The organism is Planctomycetota bacterium, assembly GCA_035574235.1.
Taxonomy (GTDB): domain Bacteria; phylum Planctomycetota; class MHYJ01; order MHYJ01; family JACPRB01; genus DATLZA01.
The window spans coordinates 1-19,047 of the sequence record DATLZA010000191.1; the positions used below are offsets into that span (position 1 = coordinate 1).

At 71.7% G+C, this 19,047-nt stretch carries 16 protein-coding genes; 9 read left to right on the forward strand and 7 right to left on the reverse strand.

Annotated elements, in window-relative coordinates; translation table 11 throughout:
• The 4 genes from VNO22_17970 to VNO22_17985 all read right to left on the reverse strand — a co-directional run.
• On the reverse strand, nucleotides 1-1,071 hold a 1,071-nt coding region (locus tag VNO22_17970), incomplete at its 3' end, for a hypothetical protein (GenBank protein ID HXG63263.1).
• 40 nt (nucleotides 1,072-1,111) lie between these two features.
• The gene (gene hutU, locus VNO22_17975; protein ID HXG63264.1) at nucleotides 1,112-2,791 is read right to left on the reverse strand and encodes a urocanate hydratase; all 1,680 of its coding nucleotides are present in this window, start codon (nucleotides 2,789-2,791) and stop codon (nucleotides 1,112-1,114) included.
• A 4-nt stretch (nucleotides 2,792-2,795) separates the two neighbouring features.
• Nucleotides 2,796-4,325 (reverse strand): histidine ammonia-lyase, encoded by a 1,530-nt coding sequence (hutH, locus tag VNO22_17980; protein HXG63265.1) that lies wholly within the window; start codon nucleotides 4,323-4,325, stop codon nucleotides 2,796-2,798.
• Nucleotides 4,326-4,335: 10 nt separating this feature from the next.
• Nucleotides 4,336-4,593 carry a winged helix-turn-helix domain-containing protein gene (locus VNO22_17985; protein HXG63266.1) on the reverse strand — a complete coding sequence of 86 codons (258 nt, stop codon included), beginning with the start codon at nucleotides 4,591-4,593 and terminating at the stop codon, nucleotides 4,336-4,338.
• A 104-nt stretch (nucleotides 4,594-4,697) separates the two neighbouring features.
• Between VNO22_17985 and VNO22_17990 the strand changes: the two genes are divergently transcribed.
• The 4 genes from VNO22_17990 (at nucleotide 4,698) to VNO22_18005 (ending at nucleotide 9,428) form a co-directional block, all read left to right on the forward strand.
• On the forward strand, nucleotides 4,698-5,096 hold the full coding sequence (locus tag VNO22_17990; GenBank protein ID HXG63267.1) for an archease: 399 nt from the start codon (nucleotides 4,698-4,700) through the stop codon (nucleotides 5,094-5,096).
• Nucleotides 5,097-5,108: 12 nt separating this feature from the next.
• Nucleotides 5,109-6,539, forward strand: coding sequence for an RtcB family protein (locus tag VNO22_17995; protein HXG63268.1), 1,431 nt, complete (start codon nucleotides 5,109-5,111; stop codon nucleotides 6,537-6,539).
• Nucleotides 6,540-6,593: 54 nt separating this feature from the next.
• The gene (locus tag VNO22_18000; GenBank protein HXG63269.1) at nucleotides 6,594-7,334 is read left to right on the forward strand and encodes a DUF502 domain-containing protein; all 741 of its coding nucleotides are present in this window, start codon (nucleotides 6,594-6,596) and stop codon (nucleotides 7,332-7,334) included.
• A 105-nt stretch (nucleotides 7,335-7,439) separates the two neighbouring features.
• Complete coding sequence (locus VNO22_18005; GenBank protein ID HXG63270.1) at nucleotides 7,440-9,428, forward strand: ATP-binding protein; 1,989 nt, start codon at nucleotides 7,440-7,442, stop codon at nucleotides 9,426-9,428.
• A gap of 11 nt (nucleotides 9,429-9,439) precedes the next feature.
• Here VNO22_18005 and VNO22_18010 read toward each other — a convergent pair whose 3' ends face one another.
• Nucleotides 9,440-10,420, reverse strand: coding sequence for a cation diffusion facilitator family transporter (locus VNO22_18010; protein ID HXG63271.1), 981 nt, complete (start codon nucleotides 10,418-10,420; stop codon nucleotides 9,440-9,442).
• 130 nt (nucleotides 10,421-10,550) lie between these two features.
• Between VNO22_18010 and VNO22_18015 the strand changes: the two genes are divergently transcribed.
• The 4 genes from VNO22_18015 to VNO22_18030 are packed head-to-tail and all read left to right on the forward strand — an operon-like array spanning nucleotide 10,551 to nucleotide 14,678.
• Nucleotides 10,551-11,165, forward strand: coding sequence for a sigma-70 family RNA polymerase sigma factor (locus tag VNO22_18015; protein ID HXG63272.1), 615 nt, complete (start codon nucleotides 10,551-10,553; stop codon nucleotides 11,163-11,165).
• Nucleotides 11,166-11,167: 2 nt separating this feature from the next.
• Nucleotides 11,168-11,530 (forward strand): hypothetical protein, encoded by a 363-nt coding sequence (locus tag VNO22_18020; GenBank protein ID HXG63273.1) that lies wholly within the window; start codon nucleotides 11,168-11,170, stop codon nucleotides 11,528-11,530.
• Nucleotides 11,527-14,052 (forward strand): DUF6569 family protein, encoded by a 2,526-nt coding sequence (locus VNO22_18025; GenBank protein ID HXG63274.1) that lies wholly within the window; start codon nucleotides 11,527-11,529, stop codon nucleotides 14,050-14,052. Before VNO22_18020 ends, VNO22_18025 begins: the two co-directional genes overlap by 4 nt.
• 56 nt (nucleotides 14,053-14,108) lie before the next feature.
• Complete coding sequence (locus VNO22_18030; protein HXG63275.1) at nucleotides 14,109-14,678, forward strand: rhodanese-like domain-containing protein; 570 nt, start codon at nucleotides 14,109-14,111, stop codon at nucleotides 14,676-14,678.
• A 13-nt stretch (nucleotides 14,679-14,691) separates the two neighbouring features.
• Here VNO22_18030 and VNO22_18035 read toward each other — a convergent pair whose 3' ends face one another.
• Together VNO22_18035 and ftcD are read right to left on the reverse strand one after the other, a co-directional pair.
• On the reverse strand, nucleotides 14,692-15,414 hold the full coding sequence (locus VNO22_18035) for an NAD-dependent protein deacylase (GenBank protein ID HXG63276.1): 723 nt from the start codon (nucleotides 15,412-15,414) through the stop codon (nucleotides 14,692-14,694).
• Nucleotides 15,411-16,298 (reverse strand): glutamate formimidoyltransferase, encoded by an 888-nt coding sequence (gene ftcD / locus VNO22_18040; protein ID HXG63277.1) that lies wholly within the window; start codon nucleotides 16,296-16,298, stop codon nucleotides 15,411-15,413. The genes VNO22_18035 and ftcD overlap by 4 nt, the downstream gene beginning before the upstream one ends.
• 89 nt (nucleotides 16,299-16,387) lie before the next feature.
• Here ftcD and VNO22_18045 point away from each other — a divergent pair, with 89 nt between their 5' ends.
• Nucleotides 16,388-18,997, forward strand: coding sequence for an AsmA-like C-terminal region-containing protein (locus VNO22_18045; GenBank protein ID HXG63278.1), 2,610 nt, complete (start codon nucleotides 16,388-16,390; stop codon nucleotides 18,995-18,997).
• Nucleotides 18,998-19,047 lie beyond the last annotated feature (50 nt).

Below are 19,047 nucleotides of genomic sequence, written 5' to 3' on the forward strand. Positions count from 1 at the left end.
CTCCTCCGGGCGCGGCTTTTCCGGCCGCATCAGGAGCGCCGCGACGCCCGCCGCGGCGACCAGCGCCGCCGCCACCCCGACCGCCGTTCCCGCCCGAACCTTCTTGCGCGGGACCGCCGCCGGAGCCGCCGCCCCCGCCCGCCCGGTGACCGGCTCCCCGCGCAGAAACCGTCCCAGGTCGTCCGCCAACTCCCCGGCGGACGCGTACCCTCCGCTCAAGGCGCAGCGCACCACGCGATCGAGCTCCGCCGGAACGTCCGCCGCGCGGGCCGCGGGGGAAAGCTCGTCTCCCGCCGGCGGCACGCCCACGAGCTGCTCGTAGAGAATCGCCCCGAGCGCCCGGACATCCCCCCCGCCCGCCGCGTAGCGACGCGCCCGCGCCGAAGGCGGCACGGCCCGCGCGGATTCGAAACCGACGACCGCCACGGAGTCGTCCTTGCGCACGAGGATCCGGGCGGGGGTAAGCGCGCCGTGCGGGCGCTCCCGTACCTGCTCCGCCGCGCGCCGGATCGCGTCGGCGGCGCGCCGCGCCGTCAGCCGCCGCCCTTCGAGCGACTCTCCCTCTTCGAAGCGCGAGACGACGTAGGCGTGCCCCTCCACGCGCGGCAGCTCCGCCGCCGCGGAGACCTCCGGGCGGAACACCTTGACGGCCACTTCGCGCCCCTCGGCGTCGCGCGCGCGATAGACCACCCCGCGCTCCCGGCGCACGAGTTCCCAGCGGAGCGTGCAGCCGCCGAACGCCCGGGGCACCGGCAGCCCCTCGTACGCGACCCGCGAACCCCGCTCTTCGAGGGACGCGAGGAAGCGCTCCCATTCCGCGACGGTCAGCTGCTCTTCCTCGCGCAGAAGCCCCCCGAGCGCTTCGAGCGACGCGCGATCGGCCGCCGGATCGGGAAGCGACGCGTCCCGGGCCAGCGCCTCGCGCTCGCCGGGATCCAGCCGCAACGCCTCCCCCAGGGAGACGGGATGGGAAAGACGGTGGCGGAGCGCCTTGCGCACCGCCTTGAGATCGACCCGCCCGCGCCGGAGGGCGCGCCAGAGAAGAAGGATTTCGTCGCGCGGGACCGCCATGAGCTGTTTGCCTTATTATACGGCCGGCGGGACGGACGGTTCATTTCATCCGATCGAGCCCCTTCCGGCGCGCGAAGGCCCGGGCCTCCGCGTAGCCCGCGTCCGCGTGCCGAAGCACCCCGAGCGCGGGATCGTTCGTCAGCACCGTCTCCAGCTTCTGGGCGGCCCGCGGCGTCCCGTCCGCGCACACCACGATTCCCGCGTGGATCGAGTTTCCGATCCCGACCCCGCCCCCGTGATGGACCGCCACCCACGTGGCGCCGCCCGCGGCGCCCAGAAGCCCGTTGAGCACCGGCCAATCGGCGATCGCATCCGATCCGTCCTTCATCCCTTCGGTCTCCCGGAAGGGCGAGGCCACGCTCCCCGCGTCGAGATGATCGCGGCCGATGACCACGGGGGCCCGAAGGACGCCGCGGCGCACCATCCGGTTCAGGAGTGCCCCGAACTCCGCGCGCTCCCCGTAGCCCAGCCAGCAGATCCGGGCCGGCAGCCCCTGGAACCGCACGCGGCGGCGCGCCAGGGGAATCCAGCGCGCCAGCACCGGATCCTTCGGGAAAAGCTTCAGGATCGCGCGATCGGTTTCCTCGATGTCCCGGGGATCGCCCGAGAGCGCCACCCAGCGGAAGGGACCCCGGCCCTCGCAGAACATCGGACGCAGATAGGCCGGAACGAACCCGGGATAATCGAACGCGTTCTCCACGCCCGCCCGCCGCGCCTGGCCGCGGAGGTTGTTGCCGTAATCGAAGACCACCGCTCCCCGTTCCCGAAACGCCAGAAGCGCCCGGCAGTGCGCGGCCATCGATTCGAGCGACCGCCGCACGTACTCCTCGGGACGCGCGCGGCGAAGCTCCTGAGCGTCCGCGAGGGACAGACCCGCGGGGACATACCCCCCGAGCGCGTCGTGGGCGCTCGTCTGGTCGGTCGCCAGGTCGGGAACGAGGCCCCGCTCGAGAATCCGCGGCAGCACTTCCGCACAGTTTCCCTCCAGCCCAACGCTCAGGGCCTCCCGCCGCTCCCGCGCCCGCAGCACCCATTCGAGCGCCTCGTCGAGGGACGTCGCCCGGCGGTCCAGGTACCCCTGCTCGATCCGCCGGTCGATCTTCCGGCCGTCCACCTCGATGCCGAGGAACGCCCCGCCGCCGAGCACGGCCGCCAGCGGTTGCGCGCCGCCCATCCCTCCCAGCCCGCCCGAAAGCACCCACCGGCCGGTCAGGTCCGAATTCCAGTGCGTCCGAGCCGCCGCCATGAACGTCTCGAACGTTCCCTGCAGAATCCCCTGGCTTCCGATGTAAATCCACGAACCGGCCGTCATCTGGCCGTACATGGTCAGACCCAGCGCCTCGAGGCGCCGGAACTCGTCCCACGTGGCCCAGGCGGGAACCAGAAGCGAGTTGGCGATCAGAACCCGCGGAGCCATCGGGTGCGTGGAAAGAATCCCCACGGGCTTTCCCGACTGAACGAGCAGCGTCTCGTCGTCCCGGAGCTTCCGGAGCGCGCGCAGGATCGCGCGGAAGCAGGCCCAATCGCGCGCCGCCTTTCCCGTGCCGCCGTACACGATCAGATTCCGCCAGTCCTCGGCCACCTCGGGGTCGAGGTTGTTCTGGATCATCCGGTACGGGGCTTCGGTCTGCCAGGACCGGCAGTGGAGGGTGCGGCCCCGAGGGGCCCGCACCGGCTTGAGGCCGGGCGCCGTCGGCGAAGGACGTTCCACGCTCCTCATGATTTTACACGAGCGGCCCCGCCGCGCGCTCGGCCGCCTCGAGCACGGCCTCCGGCAGGCCGCTTTCGGGGGAGGTGACGCTCCCGATTTCCGGCAGCAGGTACCGGTCGCGCTCGAGGTGCGGGATCTCGCGCCTGAGCCTCCGGTGGGCCGCTTCGACGCCCCGGCCGGGACGCAGCGGACGGAGGAAATCGAGTCCCTGGGCGGCGCAAAGAAGCTCCATCCCGACCACCTTGCGGGCGTTGTCCAGGACGCGCCGGAGCCGCCGGACCGCCAGGGGCGCCATCGGGACATGGTCTTCCTTCGAGGCGCCGGTCGGGATCGAATGGACGCTGGCCGGAGCCGCGTCCGCGCGGCACTCGGCGGCCACGGCCGCGGCGGCGACCTGAACCATCATGTACCCCGAATGGAGGCCGCCCTCCCGCACGAGGAACGGCGGAAGCTCGCTCAGGTCCGGATTCGTCATCCGATCGATCCGCCGCTCGGAAATGTTGGCCACGGAGACGAGCGCCGCGGAGAGAGCGTCGGCCGCCTGGGCCAGCGCCTGCCCGTGAAACGCGCCCCCCGAGAGGATCTCGCCGTTCTCGAAGACGAGCGGGTTGTCGGTGACCGAGTTGGCCTCCCGGACAAGGATGTCCCGCGCGGCCGTCCACGCGTCGCGGGCGGCCCCGTGAACCTGCGGAATGCAGCGCAGCGAGTAGGCGTCCTGAACCTTGCGGCAGTGGCGGTGAGATTCCAGGACCTCGCTGGCCTCCAGGAGCGCCCGGAAATTGCGCGCCACGGCGAGCTGGCCGGGATGGGGCCGGTGGCGATGAAACCGCGCGTCGAAGGGCTTGAGGCTCCCCTTGAGCGCCTCCAGGCTCATGGCCCCCGCCAGGTCCGCCAGCTTGAGGAGCGTTTCGGCGTCGGCGACCGCGCGCGCCAGAAGCGCCGCCGTGAAGGACGTCCCGTTGATCAGGGCGAGGGCCTCTTTGGCCCGGAACCGGTACGGGCGCAGCCCCGCGCGGCGCAGGGCCTCCCGGGCGCTCCTCCGGCGCGCGCCCGCCCAGACCTCGCCGCGACCGGACATGACGCATCCCAGCTGAGCCAGCGGCGCCAGATCCCCGCTGGCCCCCACGGAGCCCTGCTCGAGGATCACGGGCCGGATCCCGCGGTTGTACATCTCGACGAGAAACCGCGGAAGTTCCGGAGTCACCCCCGAATAGCCCAGCAGAAGCGCGTTCGCCCGCAACGCCAGAAGAATCCCCGTCTCCCGGACGGGCGATCCCAGCCCGCAGGCGTGCGAAAGCAGGAGATTCTCCTGGAGCTCCTCCAGGCGCTCGGGCCGAACGCGCGTCTCAGCCAGGCGGCCGAAGCCCGTGTTGACGCCGTAGACGGTCCGCTCTTCGCGCAGCGCCCGTTCGACGATCCCGCGCGAACGCCGGACGCGCCGGAGGGCGGACGGAGACGCCCGCAGCCGCGCGCCCTCCCGCGCCAGGACGCGCAGGTCGTCGTACGTCAGGCTCTGTCCGTCCAGGACGATCGTCCGCAGCACGGGTCGGCCGTCACGCGATGCCGTTCTGGCGGCGGTAGGCCTCCGCCTCCGCCCGGGTGAGGCGGACGTACAGGGCGCGCCCTTCCCTCTCGAACTCGATTTTCTGTTCGCGGGCCAGCCAGCCCACGGCCTGCTGAACGAGCGCGCCGTCGCGGTCCACAAGCTTCGGCAGCGTCGTCAGCGCCACGCGGCCCCGGGCGCCCAAGGTCTTCCAGACGGTTCCGGCCGTCTCCCCGATGGCGTGCAGGTGCATGAGATCCCCCGTCATCTCGCGGCTATCTAAACCGATCCCCCGCGGGCGGTCAAGCGCGGTCCGATCCGGCCGGAACCGGGGGATCGCCGCGGGACTCGCGTCTTTGCTATACTCAGGCCGTGCCCTACGAGCTGATCGACCACACGGGGGACACGGGCGTGGAGGTTCGAGCTCCGACGCTCGAGGCGCTTTTCGCCGAAACCGCGGCGGCGATGTTCGCGATCCTCGCCGAAGCCCCGGACCCGCGGCCGACGGCGAGCGACACGTTCGACGTCCGCCCGGAAGATCCGGCGGAGGCGCTGCACGCCTTTCTCTCCGAGCTCCTTTACCGCTTCTCGGCCGAGCGGCGAATGTACGTCACCTTCCTCCCCAGGCCGGGCGCGGTCGAGGCCGGATGGGAACCCTACGACCCCGCCCGCCATCCCCTGCGGACGGAAATCAAGGCCGTCACGTATCACCAGCTCGAGGCCGCTCCGACGAACGGCGGCTGGAGGGCGCGCGTCATCTTCGACCTGTGAGGCGGAGGCCCCATGAGCGACCTCGTTCCCATCGCGCCGTACCTCTTCGAGATTCCCAAGACCGGCGGCATGCGGGTGCCGGGCCGGGTGTACGCGACGCGGGAGCTTCTGGAGACCCAGAAGTCCGACGACGCCATCCAGCAGGTCCGCAACGTGGCCCACCTGCCCGGGATCGTCGGCTACTCCCTGGCGATGCCCGACTTCCACTGGGGATACGGTTTTCCCATCGGAGGCGTGGCCGCCTTCGACGCCGAGGAGGGCGTGATCTCCCCGGGGGGCGTGGGGTATGACGTGAACTGCGGCGTCCGCCTCGTCCGGACGGGCCTCCTCCGGGAGGACGTCCAGCCCAGGCTCCGGGATCTTGTGCGGGCGGTCTTCCGCGCCATCCCGGCCGGCGTGGGAAGCGAAGGAGCCATCCCGGTCCCCGGCAAGGAGGACCAGATCGCGCTTGTGACGCAGGGGGCCCGCTGGGCGGTCGAGCGCGGCTACGGGACGCCGGACGACCTCGAGCACATCGAGGACGGGGGCCGATACGCCGGAGCGGATCCGTCCTGCGTGAGCGAGCGGGCCTTCGCCCGCGGGATGCCGCAGGTGGGGACCCTCGGCAGCGGCAACCACTTCCTCGAAATCCAGGTCGTCGACGAGATCTACCGGCCCGACGTCGCGGCCCGCTTCGGCCTGCGCCTGGGGACGGTCTGCTTCTCCATCCACTCCGGCTCCCGCGGCTTCGGCTACCAGGTGTGCGAGGACTCCCTGCGCACGATGGTTCAGGCCGCCCGGAAGTACGGAATCGAGCTGCCCGACCGGCAGCTCTGCTGCGCGCCGCTCAAGAGCGACGAGGCCCGCCGGTATCTCGGGGCCATGGCGTGCGCGGCCAACTACGCCTGGGTCAACCGCCAGGTCATGACCGCCCTGACGCGGCGGGCCTTCGCGCGGACCCTGGGAATTTCCGAAGAATCGCTCGACGCGCGGCTCATTTACGACGTCTGCCACAACATCGCCAAGTTCGAGGACCACGGCGGACGGCGTGTCTGCGTCCATCGCAAGGGCGCCACCCGGGCCTTCCCGCCCGGGCACCCCGCGCTCCCCGAAGCCTACCGCGACCTGGGGCAGCCGGTGTTCATCCCCGGCGACATGGGCCGCGCGAGCTTTCTCCTCATCGGGCTCGAAGGCTCGATGCGGGAGACGTTCGGCTCCACCTGCCACGGGGCCGGCCGCGCCCATTCGCGCACCGAAATGAAGCGCCGCACCGCCGGGCGCGACCTCTTCCGGGAGCTCGAGGAGGAACGGGGGGTCATCGTCATGGCCCACGGGCGCGACTCCGTGGCGGAGGAGATGCCCGAGGCCTACAAGGACGCTTCGCTCGTCGTGGACGTGATGGAGCGGGCCGGCGTGAGCCGGAAGGTGGCCCGCCTGAGGCCCATCGGCTGCGTGAAAGGGTAGCCCGGCGGACCCCGGGTGTGGAATAATGGACGTGTCCGCGTTCGACGGAGGCGTATGAAGAAGTTTTTCGCGCGCGGTCTGGTGGCGCTCCTTCCCCTGGTGCTGACGGGGTTCGTCCTCTACCTCGTCTTCGATTTCCTCTACGGCAGCGTCGGCGTGCCGATCGGAAACGCCCTCAAGTGGGGCGCCCGCCGGTTCATGGGATGGACCCCCGAGGGGGAAACGACCGCCTGGTTTTTCGCCTGGGGCGCTCCGTTCCTCGGGTTCGCCTTCGCGATCGTCCTCACGTTCGTCATGGGCTTCTTCGCGGCGACCTTCGTGGGGCGCCGGCTCTACCACGTGTTCGACGCCGCCCTCAAACGCCTCCCCGTCGTCCGCGTCATCTACCCGTACGCCAAGCAGTTCACGGACTTCTTCTTCTCCCCCGAGAAAAAGGTGGACTTCAAACACGCCGTGGCCATTCCCTTCCCCACCTACGGCGTTTACTCGATCGGCTTCGTGACGGGAGAGGGCATGCGGTCCCTCGACGAAGCGACCCGGAAGCATCTCCTGTGCGTCTACGTGCCCACGTCCCCCACGCCGTTCACCGGCTACGTCTGCTACGTCCCGCGGGAGGACGTCATTCCGCTTCCGGTCTCCGTCGAGGAGGCCATGCGGATCGTGATCACCATGGGCGTCGTCCACCCGGCCCACCAGGCCGTTTCCTCTCCTTCCCCGGCCGCTCCCGGGACACACGCGGCGCTGCCGGAGCCTCTGGAGCGCGCGCTCACGCGCGACCCCGCCAAGCCCGCGTAGGGTTCGTTTCGGCGTAACGCCGAAGAGGTCGCGCGCGTCTTATTGGGCCGCCCGGCCGGACCGAGCGGGCGTCCGGCGCCCTGTCCGCGTCCAGAGGGGGACTTCATGAACCTCCACGTCCTCGTGGTGGACACCGACGCGGACTTTGCGCGCCTCCTGGGACAAGCCCTGGGCGGGCGCGTGCCGAGCCTCGTCGCCCGGACGGCCTGCCGCGCCGACGAAGCCCTCGACCTGCTGGCCCGCGGGGAGTTCCACGCCGCCATCTGCTCGGCCGATCTTCCGGATCTCGACGCGGCGGTGTTCCTCGAGCGCCTCCGGGTCCTTCCCTCCGCTCCCTCGGTGCTTTTCCTCCTGCCCCGATGGGATCCGGACCTGGCGGCCCGCGTGCGCGCCCTGGGCGCCCGCGGCGTCCTCGAGAAACCCCGCAACCCGGACGAACTCCTGGACGCGCTCTGCGGCGCTCTTTGCGGGGAACCCGCCGTCCCCCGCGCGGCCGACTTCTTCCGGCGTCTCGTCGAGAACGTCCCGGACGTTCTTTACTGCCTTCGCCTGCGCCCCCGGCCGGTCTGCGAATACGTCAGCCCCGCCGTCGCCGCGCTCACCGGATACGCCCCCGGCGAGTACTACGCCGACGCCGAGCTGGCGTTCAACGTGGTGCACCCGGCGGACCGCCCGCAGCTCCAGGAGATCCTGGCGCGCGAGGAGCCGCCGGCCGCTCCGGTCGTGCTCCGCTGGCGCGGGAAGGACGGACGGACGCGGTGGGTCGAGCAGCGCTTCTCGGCGCTGCGCGGTTCGGCGGGAGACGTGGAAGCCTGGGAAGGGATCGCGCGGGACGTCACCGAACGGCATCGGGTGGAGACCTGCCAGGCGGCGGTCTACCAGGCCACGGGACTGCTGTCCGAAGCCTCCGCCCTCGAGGAGGCGGCCCCGCGCCTGTTGGAGGTGCTGGGGACGTGTCTGGACTGGTCGGCGGGTGCGCTCTGGATGCCTCCTCCCGAAGGGGGTCGCGCCGCCCTGGTCCGGTTCTGGCCGGACCTCCCCGAGCAGTTCGTCCGCCTGCGGGAAGCCGCCCGGAAGGGCGTGCCCGAGGAGCCGGCCGGCGCGGACCCCGAATGGATCCCGGATCTCCGGACCCGGCCCCAGTTTCCCTGCGCCGCCGCGGCGGCCGAGGAGGGTCTCCGATCGGCGGTGCGCGCGGTCGTCCCCGTGGGCCCGAAAGCCGGCGGCGCCCTGGTCTTCTTCGCGCGGGACCCGCAGGAGCCTCCCGACGAGGGACTGCTTCGCCTCCTCGGGTCCCTCGGCCGTCAGATCGGGCTGTTCGTCCTGCGCCGCCGGGCGGAAGAGGAGCTCCAGCGCCTCAATCAGACCCTCGAGCGGCGCGTCCGGGAACGGACCCGCGAGCTGGAGGAAGCGCTCGAGGACGTGAGCACCTTCGCCTACACGGTGGCCCACGACCTGCGGGCGCCGCTGCGCGCCATGGCGGGCTTCAGCCAGGCGCTCCTGGAGGACTACGCGGCCGGCCTGGATCCGGCCGGCCAGGATTGCGCCCGCCGCATCGCCGAGGCGAGCCGGCGCATGGACGACCTCATCCAGGACCTCCTGAGCTACGTCCGCATCACCCAGGCGGATCTTACGGCGCGGCCCGAGCGCTTCGAGGAGGCGGTCGACGGCGCGCTGGCGGATCTGGCCGACGAGATCGCGCGGCGGCGGGCCGACGTCGCCGTCGAGCGCCCCCTGGGCTCGGTCCTGGCGCACGGGCGCACGCTCCGGCTCGTGCTCGCGCAGATTCTCTCCAACGCGCTCAAGTTTGTGGCGCCGGGGACGGTCCCCCGGATCCGCGTGCGCGCCGAGCCCCGAGGGGACTTCGTCCGCCTCTGGGTGGAAGACAACGGCATCGGCATCCCCCCCGAGTATCACGGCCGCATCTTCGGCGTCTTCGAGCGGCTCCACCGGCTGGAGGAATACCCGGGCACGGGCATCGGGCTGGCCCTCGTGCGAAAGGCGGTCGAACGCATGCAGGGCCGCTGCGGCGTGGAGTCGCGGCCGGACGCCGGCAGCCGGTTCTGGATCGAGCTTCCCGCCGCGCCCCTCTGAGGCCCGGCGCGCTACGACGCCGCCGGCGGCGCGCTCGGCGCCTCCGCCGCGGGCCGGTGCTCGTGTTCGCAGCGCAGCGCTTCCGTCTCTCCGACCTCGAACTGGAACGTCGCGTGATTGATCTCGTAGCGCTCGTCGAGCAGCCGGCGGAGGCGCCGCGAAAGCTCCTCGGTCCGGGAAACCGGGGCGTCTTCCGCCAGCCGCACGTGCGCCGTCAGCGCGTACATGCGCGACGTGATCGTCCAGACGTGCAGGTCGTGGACGTCGAGCACCCCGGGAACCTCGCGCATCGCGCGCCGGATCTCCTCGAGCTCCATATGGTGCGGAACCGACTCCAGCAGGATCCGGAAGGAGGACTTCAGCAGCGACAGGCACCACGCCACGATGAGGCCGCTGATGAGGACCGCGATCAGGGGATCGGCCGCCCTCCACCCCAGAAAGTGCACCGCGCCCGCCGCCGCCAGGACCCCCACGGAGGTGGCCGAATCGGCCAGCATGTGGAGGAAAGCGCCCCGCACGTTGAGATCGTGGCGCGAGTGCCGGTGCAGGATCGCCGCGCAGGCCACGTTGACCGCCAGGCCGAGCGCCCCCACGACAAGCGTCCCCAGGGCGTCGATCTCCACCGGCCGCCGGAGCCGGTCGATCGCCTTGTAGATCATGTAGCCGGCCGCCGGCAGGAGACTGATCCCGTTCAGGAGGCTGGCCAGGATCTCGATGCGCCAGTACCGGTACGTCTTGTCCGGCGGGGCCGGCCGCAGCGCGATGAGGATCGCCGTGTAGGACAGGGCCACCGCCAGGAAGTGGCTGAGCATGTGGACGGCGTCGCCGAGAAGCGCGAGCGACCCCGTCAGGAACGCGCCGGCGAACTCGGCGGCCATGGTGCCGCCCGTCAGCACCATGACCCAAAAGAGCCGCGCGCGCTCCCCGCCCCGGACGGAGCGGTGGAACACCCCGCTCTCCGAGAGCTTGGGATGGTGGTGGAGCTCGGGCATCCTGCCGGGGTATCCTACCACACCCGCGACGGCGCCCGCAACGGCGGGTCGCCCTCTACCGTTGCGGCCCTCGCCGCCTCCTGATACCATGGCCCGCCGGAACACCCGGCCGCGGCGCGTCGTGTAAGAAATGGATCGCAGGGACGAACTGGCCTCGCTGCCCGATCACGAAATCATGGCGCGGCTCAAGGGCGCGCCGGAGGACCTCGTCATGGAAGGCTTCGAGATCCTGGTCGCCCGCCACAAGAACGCCATCGTCTCGTTCCTCTACCGGTACGTCGGGGATTTCCGGACCGCCGAGGACCTGGCCCAGGAAACCTTCCTGCGCGTCTTCCGGAAGATCGGGGACTACAACAACAGCGCCCGGTTTTCCACGTGGCTCTACACGATCGCCTCGAACCTCGCCAAGGACGAATTCAAGCGCCGCGCGCGCCATCCGGCCCGCTCCCTCGACGGCGCGGGCGCCCGGAACGACACGACGCGCCCCGTCCCCGAAGTGCGCGCCGACACCACCGAGTCCGTCCCCGACGTGCGGCTCCAGCACGACGAGGCCCGGCAGGCGGTCCGCCGCGCTCTGGAGCTTCTGGAAGAACAGGACCGCGAGATCCTCCTCCTCAAGGACGTCCAGGGCCTCTCCTACGAGGAGATCGCGCACGTCCTGAACGTTCCCCTGGGGACCGTCAAGTCGCGCCTCTCCCGCGCCCGCCTGGCGTTCAAGGAAGTCTGGAAGAAGATAGGAGCCTGACCATGAACACATCCTCGGCCGGCTGGTTCTGCTTCGTCCTCCTGCTCGGAATCGTCGCCGGATTCGCCGCCCGAAGCGGCGAGGCCCAGTCCATCGACAACAAGTCCACCCGCTATCTCGCCGGGGTGGTCACCTACGGCCAGTCCACCGACGCGTTCGTCCTCTTCGACACCCAGACCAACCGCCTCGTCGCCTACACGATCGGCGGAAACAAGCGGCTGGAACTCATGGCCGTGCGCGAGATCAGCTGGGACCTCAAGATGGTCTCCTGGGGCAAACAGGAGCCCACGGTCCAGGAGGTCAAGGACGCCTTCGAACGGGCCGAAAAGGAGAAGCTCGAAAAGCACGCCCCCGAGAAGAAATGAACTGCTCGACGACCCAGCAGCTCTTCTCCGACTACGCCGACGGCGGGCTGCGCCCCGAGGAACGCCGGCTGCTCGAGGAGCATCTGGCCGCGTGCGGGTCCTGCTCGCGCGAGTTCCGCTATTTCACGGAGTCCCTCCAGGCGCTTCGGGACCTTCCGGCGGTCGAGACCACGCGCTTCTTCCTCCCGAACGTCAAGGCCGCCGCGGCCGCGCACCTGCGCGAGAGCGCGGCCGTGCCGGCCGCCGCGGAAACGGGCGCCGTGACCGTCCTGACGCCCCGGGCGGAGCCTCCGGCGCCCCGCCGCGGGAGGCTGGCGGTTCTTTTCCTCGCCGGCTGCGCTCTGGGGGCGTTCGCCCTCGGATTCGTCCTCGGCGGGCGCGGGCGCATCCGCGAACTCGAGCAGCGCCTCCGCAGCCTCGAGGCCGCACGCGCCCGCGCGTCCGAAACCCCGCCGCCCGCCGCCCCGGAACCGTCCCGCGTCCCCGATCCGGAGACGCTTCTGGCCGAACACGGCCTGGTCCGGGTGGACGGCCAATGGATCCCCAGAACGTATCAGGAAGCCTTCGAAAAAGGCCGCGTCGTCCTGGGCGGCCGCGTCGTCACCCGCGAGGAAGCGGCCCGTCTTCTCGGGGCGGAGCGGCCCCCGGAACCCGCGCCCGCCCCGGAACGCCCCGAAAAGCCCGTCCCCAGCGCCGAGGAGATCCTCGCCCGCGCGGGCTACCGCAAGGTCAACGACGTCTACGTGCCGGAGGCGTGGCTGACCCGCTGGGGCGAGGGACTCGTGCAGGTCGGCGTCAACGAGTGGAAAAATCCCGCGGAGTTCAAGGAGGAGCTCGTCCGGGAACACAACCTCGTCGAGGTCCGCGGCAAGCTCATGACCCGCGAGCAGGCGGAGGCGCTCCAGGCGCAGCAGCTCGTGCGGATGCCCGACGCCGCCACCGCCGTCAACGAAGTCACCCGCGCCCTCGAGGGGCTCCAGATCGGCCCTCCCATGCACTACCGGAGCATCACCGTTTACCCGCTCCTGCGCGCCGACCCGCCGCCCCCCCTGGCCGCCGTGCCGCTGCACGCCGCCGTGGCCTCCGGCCGCCTGGAGCTCCAGGAGGACCGCCTCTTCGCCCTCCAGGCGCGCAACGATCTCGAGACGGACGTCCTCTTCCTCGCCGGCGACGTCCTCACCGGCGGCCGCTGCGCGCGCGTGGTGACGGAAGACACGATCGTCCCCCGCGGCCAGACGGGGCGCGTGCCCGTCTTCTGCGTGGAGCCCGGCGCCTGGCGCGCGGCCGACCGCTTCGCCCGCGAATCGGGCCACTACGTCGCCCCGCCCTCCGTGCGCCGCGCGCTCGTCCGCGAACAGGGCCAGGGCGGCCTCTGGGCGCTCCTGGCACGACGCCTCGACCGCGGCCGCGCAGGCCTTGTGGACCTTTTCCGCAAGCATGCGGACGCCGTCGCCGACATCCGCGCCTACTTCACCGTCCTGCCCGACCGGGAGCCCGCCGCCGTCGGCGCCGCCGTCGCTCTGGGAACGGGCCTGGAATTCGTGGAGGTCTTCCACGATCCGGCCCTCTTCGCCGCCTGTTTCGACCGGCTCGTCCTCGGCGCGGCGCTGGAGGTTCTCGAGCGCCCCGCGGAGACGCCCGCCCGACCGACCCCCGCCCCCCCCAATTCCGTCCAGGGCGTCAAGCAGTTCCTCGAAAGCGCCTTTTTCTGGACCTACGAGGCGCGCGAGGAAGGGTACGCGATCCGGCGGGACGAGGCGTGGGCCGGCCGGGCCCGCCTGGCTCCGGACGGCCTGGCGCACGCCCTCTTCTTTACCTCCGGCCCCGCGGAGATCGATCGCCGCGCGTCCTACGCCGTCCCCAAGGAAAAGATCGCCCGCGCCCTGATCGAGTTCGAAACCCGCCTGAAGACCCTGGGCCCCGTCCGCCGGGCCTCGGCGCTCCGCGAGATGGCCACCCTCTCCGCCCCCGAGGTCACCGCCGCTCTGGTGCGCCACCTCAACGAGCCCGACCCGCTGGTGCGCCGAACGGTGATTCAGGAGCTCGGAGCCTCCGGAGATACCCGCGCCACGGAACCGCTGCTTCAGCTTCTGGCGCTCAGCCGGGGAGATCCTCTTCTGTTCGCCGAAACGGTCCGCGCCCTGGCCCGCCTGGGGGACGAGCGCGCCGTGGACCCGCTGCTCCAGCAGCTCGACGCCGGCCCGCCCGAGAACGCCCGGCTGATCGTGCAGTGCCTGCCCGACCTTCTCCTGCAGGTACGCTCCCGCGACCCCCTCGCGCGCGCGATCAGCCGGCTCCTGGTGATCTACGAGGCCGCCGAAGGGGTTCTGCGCGGCGAGGCCGTCCCCGATCCGGTCGCCCGGAACGCACGCCCCGCGGAGGCTCAGGCACTGGCCGAGGCGGCCCGCGCCGCCCTCGGCCAGGTGGTGGGCCTCGAGTTCGCCACGGCCGGCGGCGCCCGCAAGTGGTGGAACGACCGCGACAGCCGCGAACGGTTCCTGAAGGAGCGCACATCCCGGTAGGGTTTCCTCCCTTTCCGTCCCCCCTTCACCGCCTCCCCCCTTGGGCCCGGCCTGGCATGACGTTTGCTTCTCCTCCTGCCATGTGCGAGACGCCCAAAAGCCCCTCCCCGCTGCCGGCCCCTCAAAGCCGTCGATGGCTCCCCCCCACGGGCCTCGAGGTCGAATCCCTCCGGCAACACGTCGCCACAGGCACAATCGTTGTCCTGGATGTCCGGGACGAAGCGTCCTTCCGGCGCGGCCATATCCCGAACGCCCTGCACGCTCCCGATTCGAGCCCCGGCCGCCTCGCCGTCGAAGCGACGCGCCACCCGCGGGTGGCGCTGGTGTGCGACACGGGCAAGATGAGCGCCCTCATCGCCCGAACGCTTAAGGTCGCCGGAACCGCCGATCCGTGCTACCTCGTGGGAGGTCTCCGCGCCTGGGCCGCCGCGGGCCTGGACCTCACGCAGATCGCGGAGGACGGCCGGAAACATCGGCGGTCCCCGGAGACGCGTCTTGAGCGAACGACGCGGAGGATCCGGCCCGTGGCCGGCTCTCTCAATCGCCGCGTCCTTTTCGCCTCGCTGGCCGGCTCGGCGGCGGTTCTCGGCATGGCCCTTCTGTGGGCGCTGGCGGGTCGAACCTGATCGATGCGGATCCTCAGGCCGGACCCGCGAGGACCGGAAGAACCTCCCCCGCGCGTCCCTCGAGGAACACGGTGGCCTCCTCGCTCAGCGGCGTCCGCTCCACGTTCACCTCGATCACCGCGGCGCCCCGCGCGAGCGCCCGGAGGCCCATCGAGCCGGCGGGCTGCACGGCGCCGGACGTCCCCGCCACGATCAGGACATCGCAGGCGTCCACCGCCCGGAACGCCCGGCTCAGAAGCTCGAAAGGAAGCGGTTCCCCGAACCACACGACGTCCGGCCGCAGCAGACCTTCGCAGGCGCAGCGGGGCGGAATCGCCGGGAGCGGCACGCGCCGATCCTCGCGGACCTCGCCGCAGGAACAGCACCGCGTGCGCCAGAGACATCCGTGGATCTCGAGGACGCGCCGCGAACCCGCCCGCGTGTGGAGCCCGTCCACATTCTGGGTGATGAGCGTGAAACCCGGCCGCCGCGCCTCCAGAGCCGCAAGCGCCTCGTGCGCCGCGTTCGGCCGGGCGGCCGCGACGGCCCGCCGGCGGGCCTCGTACCACTCCCAGACCCGCTTCGGGTCGCGCGCGAAAGCCTCGGGCGTGGCCAGATCCTCCGGACGGCGGCCCTTCCAGAGGCCCTCCGCCCCGCGGAAGGTCGCCAGGCCCGACTCGGCCGACACCCCCGCTCCCGTCAGGGCCGCCACCGAGCGCGCTCCGGCCAGAAGCCTGCGCGCCTCCTCGAGGCTCATGCCAGACGGTTCTCCAGCACCTGCCGCGGATGGAATCCCACGAGCCGGATCGTCCGTTCGGGGTCCGGCGGGAGCGCCTCCCGCGGCACCAGGCCCACGATCTCGCTCCCCCGCACCCCCGCCCCCAGGCGCGCCGCCTCCGCCTCCACCGCCCGGAAGGCCTCGGCCAGACCGGTGCGCGTGTAGTCGCAGACGTTCATCGACACCTGCGCGCAGCGGCGTTCGGCCAGATAAAGCCCCAGGGCCTTCAGGGCCGGAAGTCCGCCGTCCCGCTCCCGCACCTTCCGGGCGATCGCTCGGGCGACGGCCACGTCCTCCGTGTCCAGGTCCACGTTGAACGCGATCAGCGGCCGGCGCGCCCCGACCGCCACGCATCCCGCCGTGGGATGAATGCGCGGCGGGCCGAAATCGGGCGCGCGGTCCGGATCCCGGCCGATCAGCTCCCGCAGGCCTTCGAACTGGGGTTTGCGGACGTCGGCCAGATTGCGCCGGTCGGGACGCGTGGCGGCGGCCTCGTAGAGAAAAACGGGCACCCCCAGCTCCTCCCCGATCCGCCGCCCGACGCGGCGCGCCAGATCCACCGCGACCTCCATGGGGGTTCCGCCGAGCGGCACGAAGGGAAGGACGTCGATCGCCCCCATCCGCGGATGCTGACCCCGGTGGGCGTTGAGATCGATCCGGGCCACCGCCTCCCGCGCCGCGGCGAAGGCCGCCTCCGCCAGAGGCTCCGGCGGACCCGCCAGCGTCAGCACGCTCCGGTGATGATCCGCGTCCATTTCGAGATCGAGCACCTGCACTTCGGGGCGCCGCGCGGCCTGGGCGATCGCGGCGCACACGTCCGCCCGCCGCCCTTCGCTGAAATTGGGAACCGCTTCCAGAAGCATGGACGCCATTATACGGGAAGTCCGCGCGCCCGCCGCGCGCGACTTCTCCTTGGTCCTTTCCGCCCTTTTGTGTTTAAATCCGGATCCCGATGAAATCCGCGCGCCGCGCCGCGATCGCCACGGCCGCCTTCCTCGCCGTCCTGGCGGCCGCGCAGTTCGTCGCCTCCTTGACCGGCGAGGGTCTGGAGCGCCGGGTCCGCGAGGAACTCCGCCGCGCGCTCGGCGAGGCGTTCGACGTCGAACGCGTGCGGGCGTCGCTCGGCGAGCGGACGATCGTCCTGGAAGGGGTGCGGTGGCGCGCGCGGGATCCCGGCCTTCCCCCCCAGGAAATCGGACGCGTGGAGCTGCGGTTCAAGCGCGCCCTGGGCGGACCGCTCGACCGCGTCCTTCTGGAGAACGTTCTCCTGCGGGCGGACGACCGCTGGGCGGCGGAGCTCCGGCGCGAAGGTCCGCGCCGCTCGATCCGGGAGATCTTCCCCGACCCCGGCGATCTTCCCCGGGTCGAATGCCGCGGGGGCCGCGTGGAGTTCTCCTGGCCCGGCGTCTTCGCCGACGGCGCTCCGCAGGCGTTCGAGATCGGCGAGCTCTGGCTGGCTCCGTCGTCGGGCTACCGGGTCTTCTTCGGCGGGCGGATCGCGCACCCGATGTGGTCCCGCTGGGCGCTCCGGGGCGAGGCGGATCTCGACGGAGGCGCCTGGCGGGCGCGGGCCGAATCGGACGGATTCCGAATCGACCCGTCCATGCGGGACGCGCTGGGTCCCGAGCCCCGGGCGGTCTACGACAAGTACCTTCCGGGCGGACCCTGCGACCTCCTCGTGGCGCTCGCCGGGGCGCCCGGCAAGCCCCTGGAGTTTGCGACCACCCTGCGGGCGCGCGGGATGACGCTCCGGTACGCGCCCTTCCCCTACGCCGCGGAGGACCTGCGCGGCGAGATCGATTTCTTCCTCGACGGCTTCCGCATCAAGCACATGACCGGGCGGCACGGGGACTGCGTCATCCGGTTCGACGGGCGCGCGGGCGGATATCCCGCGGACTCGGACTACGCGTTCCGGATCGAGATCGACGGCATGCCGCTGGACGGCGATCTTTACGCGGCGCTGGATCCGGATGGAAAACGCGCGTGGGACCGCTTCCGGCCGTCCGGACGGGTGGACGCCCGGGGGCGGGTGCTCCGGGAGCGCGGGCCGGACCGGCCGGCGCGCATCCCGCTGGACCTGCGGATCCGCGAGGGCGCCTTCCGGTTCGAGGGATTCCCCTACGAAGTCCGCGGACTGTCGGGCGAAATCGGCTTCGAGGGAAAGGACGTGGAGATCCGCCGCCTGAGCACCCGCGCGGACGGACTCGAGGCCGAGTTCGCCGGCACGATCCGCAACCTCACGGGGGACGCGGAGGTGGATCTCCGGATCGAGGCGCGCGGCCTGGCCCTCGACGGGCGTCTCCGGGAGGCGCTGGGGGAGGAGGCGCGGGCGGCGTGGGACCTGTTCTCGCCGTCCGGGAAGGTCGACCTCCGGTGCGTCCTGCGCAAGGCGGCCGGCGGGCCGCTCGTCCCCGAGATCCGGGCCCGGGCCCGCGGCAACGCGGTGACCTACCGGGAGATTCCGCTTCCCGTGACCGACGTGGAGGGGGAGATCGAGCTGGGAGCGGAAGGCGCCGTGCGGTTGCGCCACCTGAGCGGGCGGACGCACGGCGCCGCCGTCGCGGTCCACGGGGAGGCGGGGCCGGAGGGCGTGTCGCTCGCCCTGGACGCGGTGGGGCTGCCCCTCCGGGACGAGGTCATCGCGGCGCTTCCGGCGCCGACCCGGGATCTGCTGCGCCGGTTCGCCCTGAGCGGCACGGTCAGCTTCAAGTCCGACCTCTCGCTGGCCCGCGCCGGGCCCCGCAAGTTCACGCTCGATCTGAAGCTCTCCAAGGGCTCCGTGGACACGACGCCCCGGATCGAGGACCTCGACGGACACGTGGCGCTCGTGGGGTTCCTGGAGGACCGGCTGCGGGTGCGCGGCCCGCTGAGCTTTTCGAGCGCGCGCATCCTGGGCAAGCGCCTGACGGACGTGGCGGCGACCCTCAACGTCAACGGCCCCGTCCTGACGTTCGAAAACATCAAGGCGACGGCCTACGGAGGGCTCGTGGCCGGGACTTCCCTCGTGGTGGACACGCAGAAAGGCGAGTTCGCCGGCGATCTTTTCACCGTGGACCGCCTGGACATCGCCGAGTACGCCCGGGACACGGAATCCTTCGCGCGCAAGCAGCTGGCCGGAAAGGCGTCGCTGGAGCTGCGCGGCCTGCGGGGCCGGGCGGGGGACGCCGGGACCGTGACGGGGTCGGGACGCCTGACGGTCCGGGACGCCTTCCTCTGGGAGATTCCCCTCTTCGCGAGCGTTTTCACCCTCAATCCGCAGGACATCTTCAAGTCCCGGAACCGCTTCGACGCGGGCGTGGTCGAATTCGAGATCCGCAACCGCAAGTTCGACGTCAAGCACCTGGCGTTCACCAGCGAGACGGTGAGCCTGGTCGGGCAGGGGCGGATCAACTTCGACGGCGATCTCCACCTCAAGATGAAACCGAAGGCGGGGCCGCTCCTCGGGATCGACATCTTCCCGGTCCGCGTGGTCCAGGAAATCCTGGGCCTTGTGACGAGCCCTCTCCTGGGGGTGGAGGTGACGGGCACGTTCGACGACCCCAAGGTGAGCGTGGGGCCCTGACGCGCGGGACCGCGAATCGGCTCAAGATTTCCGGTTCCCCGAGCCGATAA

Excerpts from the sequence above, each read along its gene's own strand:
- ftcD (HXG63277.1), bottom strand. The coding sequence starts at position 16,298 with ATGCTTCTGGAAGCGGTTCCCAATTTCAGCGAAGGGCGGCGGGCGGAC.
- VNO22_18035 (HXG63276.1), bottom strand. The coding sequence starts at position 15,414 with ATGAGCCTCGAGGAGGCGCGCAGGCTTCTGGCCGGAGCGCGCTCGGTG.
- VNO22_17985 (HXG63266.1), bottom strand. The coding sequence starts at position 4,593 with ATGACGGGGGATCTCATGCACCTGCACGCCATCGGGGAGACGGCCGGA.
- VNO22_18015 (HXG63272.1), top strand. The coding sequence starts at position 10,551 with ATGGATCGCAGGGACGAACTGGCCTCGCTGCCCGATCACGAAATCATG.
- VNO22_18025 (HXG63274.1), top strand. The coding sequence starts at position 11,527 with ATGAACTGCTCGACGACCCAGCAGCTCTTCTCCGACTACGCCGACGGC.
- VNO22_18045 (HXG63278.1), top strand. The coding sequence starts at position 16,388 with ATGAAATCCGCGCGCCGCGCCGCGATCGCCACGGCCGCCTTCCTCGCC.
- VNO22_18020 (HXG63273.1), top strand. The coding sequence starts at position 11,168 with ATGAACACATCCTCGGCCGGCTGGTTCTGCTTCGTCCTCCTGCTCGGA.
- VNO22_18010 (HXG63271.1), bottom strand. The coding sequence starts at position 10,420 with ATGCCCGAGCTCCACCACCATCCCAAGCTCTCGGAGAGCGGGGTGTTC.
- VNO22_18030 (HXG63275.1), top strand. The coding sequence starts at position 14,109 with ATGACGTTTGCTTCTCCTCCTGCCATGTGCGAGACGCCCAAAAGCCCC.
- VNO22_17995 (HXG63268.1), top strand. The coding sequence starts at position 5,109 with ATGAGCGACCTCGTTCCCATCGCGCCGTACCTCTTCGAGATTCCCAAG.
- VNO22_18000 (HXG63269.1), top strand. The coding sequence starts at position 6,594 with ATGAAGAAGTTTTTCGCGCGCGGTCTGGTGGCGCTCCTTCCCCTGGTG.
- hutU (HXG63264.1), bottom strand. The coding sequence starts at position 2,791 with ATGAGGAGCGTGGAACGTCCTTCGCCGACGGCGCCCGGCCTCAAGCCG.
- VNO22_18005 (HXG63270.1), top strand. The coding sequence starts at position 7,440 with ATGAACCTCCACGTCCTCGTGGTGGACACCGACGCGGACTTTGCGCGC.